Source organism: Rothia nasimurium (genome assembly GCF_042660305.1).
Classification (GTDB): Bacteria; Actinomycetota; Actinomycetes; order Actinomycetales; family Micrococcaceae; genus Rothia; species Rothia nasimurium.
Genome location: NZ_JBHSTW010000021.1, coordinates 1 through 5,692, shown reverse-complemented (window position 1 = coordinate 5,692; position 5,692 = coordinate 1). Strand labels below are relative to the sequence as shown.

The 5,692-nt window shown below is 58.1% G+C and carries 4 protein-coding genes; all 4 read left to right on the top strand.

From position 1 onward, the window contains the following. Nucleotides 1-69 precede the first annotated feature (69 nt). The 4 genes from ACFP6B_RS09605 to tyrS all read left to right on the top strand — a co-directional run bounded on the left by ACFP6B_RS09605 (nucleotide 70) and on the right by tyrS (nucleotide 5,117). Nucleotides 70-957 (top strand): hypothetical protein, encoded by an 888-nt coding sequence (locus tag ACFP6B_RS09605; RefSeq protein WP_377129563.1) that lies wholly within the window; start codon nucleotides 70-72, stop codon nucleotides 955-957. Nucleotides 958-1,096: 139 nt separating this feature from the next. After that, nucleotides 1,097-1,189 (top strand): type II toxin-antitoxin system YoeB family toxin, encoded by a 93-nt coding sequence (locus ACFP6B_RS09600; protein WP_377129561.1) that lies wholly within the window; start codon nucleotides 1,097-1,099, stop codon nucleotides 1,187-1,189. Between the two features lie 117 nt (nucleotides 1,190-1,306). Next, nucleotides 1,307-3,607: a HelD family protein gene (locus tag ACFP6B_RS09595; RefSeq protein WP_377129559.1), complete on the top strand. Its 2,301-nt coding sequence runs from the start codon at nucleotides 1,307-1,309 to the stop codon at nucleotides 3,605-3,607. 202 nt (nucleotides 3,608-3,809) lie between these two features. Further along, a complete protein-coding gene (gene tyrS, locus ACFP6B_RS09590) occupies nucleotides 3,810-5,117 on the top strand; it encodes a tyrosine--tRNA ligase (RefSeq protein ID WP_377129557.1) in 1,308 nt (435 codons plus the stop codon). Nucleotides 5,118-5,692: the final 575 nt, after the last annotated feature.

Genomic DNA, 5,692 nt, shown 5'->3' with positions numbered 1-5,692 from the left:
CGTTGGGGTTGTATGGGCGGGTGTTTGCGGTGGTGCGGGGGTTGGTGTTTTTGGCTGCGGGTGGGACTTTTGAATAAGCCTCCTTCTTCTTCAACCTCTGTGGCTGTTTCGCCTAAACCTGCTACAACCTCTGATACGGCTTCCGCTTCTCCAACTTCAGATGAGCCAACTGATCAGGTTGTTTCTACTGAACCAACAGCAGATGTTACTTCGGAGCCGTCTGCGCCCCAGACAGTTACTACTTCTCAGAAAAACGCTGCGCCGGGAACAGACTGCGGTCTTGCCGAATCAGCCGGAACCCAAAACCATATCTACGTATTTGGCGGCCAGGTCAGCTGTGATGAGGCCGTTGATGTCATGCAGTCCTTCCTGCCCTCGATGACAGACGGTTCTGTAGGGCAGGCTCGTGCACAGGTAGCTTTGGGTGACTACACCTGCCAGGAAAACGATAGTTCAAGCCGTATTACGGGTGCTTACGCTACCTGTACTAATCCTGTGAATAACGCATACATACAGTTACGCTCGGGTATTGTCCCTATTCCAGGTCCGGTAGCTGATGCTTCGCAATACTATTCCACGGTTGCTCAGAGCACCTATGACTATGGTTTTGCTCCAGCTGGTGCGTCGATGGGAACCTTCGGCTGCGGTATCAATATGGGAGGTCTCGGCGTAGTATGCGAGACCGCTCAGACCAATGGGGCCGTTGCCGGCAATCCTATTGGTGGTTATGTCAAAACCTGGAAGGTCACCATGAACCCAAGCGCTGGCGTGGTTGTTGAGGAAGGCGGCCTGCAGGGGCCGAGTGAGACAACGTCTCAAAGCACCGCGCTTGATGTTGGTACCGTTATTAACTTCAACGGTGTTTCCTGCCAGGCTGTTTCTGCCGATTCCATCAAGTGCATTGGCACTGATGGTGCAGGCTTCACCATTTCACCTGACGGCGTGACCCAGCCCTAGCGGCGTTTGAGCGGACGCCCGTTCCTCCCCAAGCGGAGAGGGACGGGCGTCCGCCTCGTTCTGGAATAGGTTGTGTTGTTCTCTCGGGGGCTATCCAAGAAAAACCACTAGTCGTACAATTGGTTGTACAAGAAAGGCTGTGTGGTATGAAAACGCCTGGGAAGACTACCTCTGGTGGCAGCAGCAGGAGCACAAAGTCCTCAAACGCATTAACACTCTAATCAAAGATTAGGAAGTGATGGAAAGTCTGGGTGCCTTTCCCATCTAGCTGCCGCGGGCGTCCTTTCTTTTTGCCCTAGTGTACGGGTAGAATGGAGGGCTTGAATTTTCCGCGATGAAGGGTTCCCTCTTGACCGAGAAGACAACCACAACCGGTGAGCAGACTGCCGCTGAAAAAACCTACCAGGCCCAGCTGGCAGGCGAACGAGCTTACGTGGCTAAGCTATACGCTCGTCTTGATGAGCTCCGAGACATGAACGAGAAGAAGCTCAAGAACACCCGCAAAAACCAGGCGGTTGGTAGCCACCAGAACCGTTCAGAGCGTGACGCCTACGCCCAGCACTACGAAGACCGCCTGGCCCAGTACAACGCGGTTGACCACCGCCTAGCTTTTGGCCGCCTTGACCTCGACGACGAGGCCATCCGCTACATCGGCCGTATTGGCCTGGCCACCGAAGACCACGAGCGCCTACTCATTGACTGGCGCGCCCCCGAAGCGGGTACTTTTTACCAGGCCACAGCCTTCAACCGCCAGGGTGTGCGCCGCCGCCGCCACCTCATGCTTGAGCGTCGCGAGGTCACCGGCTTCGAAGATGACGTACTCGACTCAGCCATGCTCGATGAGGGGGATGAGAACCTGCACGGGGAAGGTGCCCTGCTGGCTGCCCTCAACCGTAAGCGCACCGGCCGTATGGGCGATATCGTTGCCACTATTCAGGCGGAGCAGGACGCCATCATCCGCGCCGACCTGGCGGGCGTCCGCGTCGTGCAGGGCGGCCCCGGTACCGGTAAGACCGCTGTTGCCCTGCACCGCGCTGCCTACCTGCTCTACACCTTCCGCGAGCGTCTGAATAACGCCGGTGTGCTGGTCGTTGGCCCCTCCGCCTCCTTTATGTGGTACATCGAGCGTGTTCTACCTTCGCTGGGTGAAACCGGCGTGGTCATGTCGTCTCTTGCAACCCTGTACCCGGGTATCAAGGCCGTACCCGAAACCGACCCCGCTGTTGCTAGGGTCAAGGGCGATTTACGCATGGCCGAGGTCATCAAAAAGGCAGTAGCCGACCGCCAGAAGGTGCCTGCCAAGCCCGTGAAGATGTACGTGGACTCTACCGCCATCGAGATGACCCCCGGCATGGTCAAGCACGCCCGCGCCGCCGCGCGTTCCACCGGCAAACCCCATAATGAGGCCCGGGAAACCTTTGTGAAGGTGCTCCTCAAAGAGCTCACCGTCCAGCTCAACGAAAAGCTGGACGTTGCCGCCGGCCATGCGGTTGATCGCCCCTACCTGGAAGAGGATATCCGCGAGTCCATGGATGTTCGCCGGGCCATTAACCTGGCCTGGATGCCCCTGTCACCCGAGACCCTGGTGCGCTCGCTGTTCTCCAAGCCGCACTACCTGCACAGCGCGACCGCCGGCGTCCTTACCGATAGTGAACGCGATGCCCTGGCCCGCGCAGCGAACATGCCCTTTACCGAGTCCGATGTTCCCCTGCTCGATGAGGCTGCAGAACTGCTCGGTGACTTCTCCAAGGTCGCCGGTGCCGGGGCGGCCGCCCGCGCCGAGGCGGCCCACCAGGCTAACCTCGAAAATGCGCGTAAGGCTCTGGAGAACGTGGACCAGCAGCTGGCCGATATGGGTGTCGATGGTGTGGTCACCGCCGAGCAGATTGCTGAGCTCAACGAGGAACGCGGTGAGCGTATGACCGCCGCCCGCGCCGCGCAGGCTGACCGCACCTGGGCCTACGGGCACGTGGTGGTCGACGAGGCCCAGGAGCTTTCTCCCATGCAGTGGCGCCTGCTCATGCGCCGCTGCCCCATGAAGTCCTTCACGATTGTCGGCGACATTGCGCAGGCTTCATCGGCTGCTGCCTCCCAGTCCTGGGCGCAAGCTCTGGAACCCTTCGTGGGGGAGCGCTTTACCCTGGAGGAGCTGACCGTCAACTACCGCACCCCCGCCCAGATTTCAGATACCGCCGTGGCGGTTGCCCGGGCCGCTGGCCTGGAAATTTCGGCCCCCCGCGCCGTGCGCGAAGGTAGCTGGGCACCGACCGCTCGTATCGTGGGTGAGGACGGCCTCTACCCGGCTGTGGTGAGCACCGTCAGCGATGAGCTGGAGCAGGGCGCCGGTGGCCTCATTGGCGTGATTGTCAGTGAAGAGCGCTACCGCGAGACCGCCCTGGCGATTGCTGCCGAGCACAAGGGTAAGCTGGGTACCTCGGCCTCAGCCCTGGAGCACCAGGTACTCATTCTGACCCCGTGGGAGGCCAAGGGTCTGGAGTTCGACACCGTGATTATCGTTGAGCCCGCCGACCTGGTGCGCGCTGCTAACGGTTCAGTTGGTGACCTTTATGTTTCCATGACCCGCCCCACCCAGCGCCTTCACCTGCTGGCCTCGCGTGAGCTGCCGGCTGGTCTTGTCCCTACAGAGTAGCCTTCTTCTGGTTCCTGAATGAGAGGACGCCGCTGCCTCCTTCCCTGCCGTTGAGCAGGGGAGTGGGGTGGCGGCGTCCTTTTTCTATCTCTCAATCAGAGAACACCGCAGCTGTCCGAAGCCTGCCTGGGCGGTGAACTGGTACCGTGGTAGCAGGTGGCTTTGCCACTGCTTTTTGTTCATTACTAACCATGGAGTAACCGTGTCTGAAGAGACTCTTGCAGCTCAGCACAACGATGATTCCTTCGAGAATATCTGGCAGGAATTGAAGTGGCGTGGCTTTGTGCACGTCAGCACCGATGAAGAAGCCCTTGAGAAGGCGCTGGCTGAAGAGACCGTGAACTTCTATATCGGTTACGACCCCACCGCAGCTTCCCTGCACCTGGGGCACCTGGTCCAGCTGCTGCTCATGCGTCGCCTGCAGCTGGCTGGCCACCGCCCCTTCGGCCTGGTCGGCGGTGCTACTGGCCTGATTGGGGATCCCCGCCAGACCTCTGAGCGTGTGCTCAACTCCCGCGATGTAGTTGAGGGCTGGGTAAGCCGTCTGCGCGGCCAGATTGAGCGTTTCTTGTCCTTTGAGGGTGAGAACGGGGCCCAGATGGTCAATAACCTGGACTGGACCAGCGAACTGTCTGCCATCGATTTCCTGCGCGAAATCGGTAAGAACTTCCGCGTGGGCACCATGATTAAAAAGGAAATCGTGGCCAAGCGCCTGAACTCTGAAGAGGGCATCTCCTACACCGAGTTCTCCTACCAGATTCTGCAGGGCAACGACTTCCTGGAGCTTAACCGCCGTCACGGCATCACCTTGCAGTGTGGTGGCTCTGATCAGTGGGGCAACTTGACCAGTGGCACCGAGCTGGTCCGCAAGGTGACCGGTAAGTCTGTCCACGCCCTGGGCACCCCGCTCATTACTAACTCTGACGGTACCAAGTTTGGTAAGTCTGAGGGTAACGCTATTTGGCTCGACCCCGAGATGTGCTCACCCTACGCCTTCTACCAGTTCTGGCTGAACACCGCTGATGCTGACGTCGCTGACCGTCTCAAGGTCTTCACCTTCAAGACCCGCGACGAAATTGCTGCCCTGCAGAAGTCTGTTGAAGAAGAGCCCTTCAAGCGCCTAGCCCAGAAGACCCTGGCCTACGAGGTGACCTCTCTGGTACACGGTGTTGAAGCTACCGAAAAGGTGATCGCTGCTTCTGAGGCTCTCTTCGGCAAGGGCGATTTCGCTGCCCTGGACGAGGCAACCCTCAAAGCCGCTACCGCCGAGCTGCCCCATGCGGTACTTTCAGCTGACCAGTTAGACATGGTGACTGTACTGACCGAGACCGGCCTTTCTGCTTCTAAGTCCGAGGCCCGCCGCACCCTCAAGGAAGGCGGCGCAGCAATCAACAACGTCAAGGTACAGGGCGAGGACGCCGCCCTCACTGAGTCTGACCTGCTTCTCGGCAAGTACGCGGTAGTTCGCCGCGGCAAGAAGAACATGGCAGTTGTTGAGGTTGCCCAGTAAGTTCTTCTCTTGAGTGAGGACGCCCGCCCCACCTCTCCTCCTTACACAAGGAGAGAGTGGGGCGGGTTTTGTTATTTGCGCTTGCCAGGGCAGTAAAAGCGGACAAAAACGGAGTTGGGCCTGGGCAGGGGTCTGCGAGGCTAGAAAAGTTTTTCAAAATATTTTTGAGAAAATTTAACCCGCTGTTTACTAGGGGAAATATCTTCGTTTGGGTGGGTTTAGGTGGTGTTTTGAGGGGGAAGGAGCTTTTGTCGGGTTGCATGCTCCAAAAAACCTGCGTAAAGTATAACGAGTCGCTGAGGCGAGGGAGACTGAAACGAAGCGATGATAATCGAATAGTGCACCACAAGTTGAGTCAATAAAGACTCCCAGGGAAAGTTAATTGAACTGGTTTTCGGGTTTGAAGCTAAGGCTTCGAAGTAAAGAAAAGAGCTTGTGGCTATCGTCACGCTCTAGCGAGTTGCGATGATGGAAAAAGCATTATAGACTGAATGAGTTGCCCAAACGGGTAACACAAAAACTTGAGAATGACCGATACGAAACACCGGCCAGCATCTGGCTAGGGTTGAGAATGC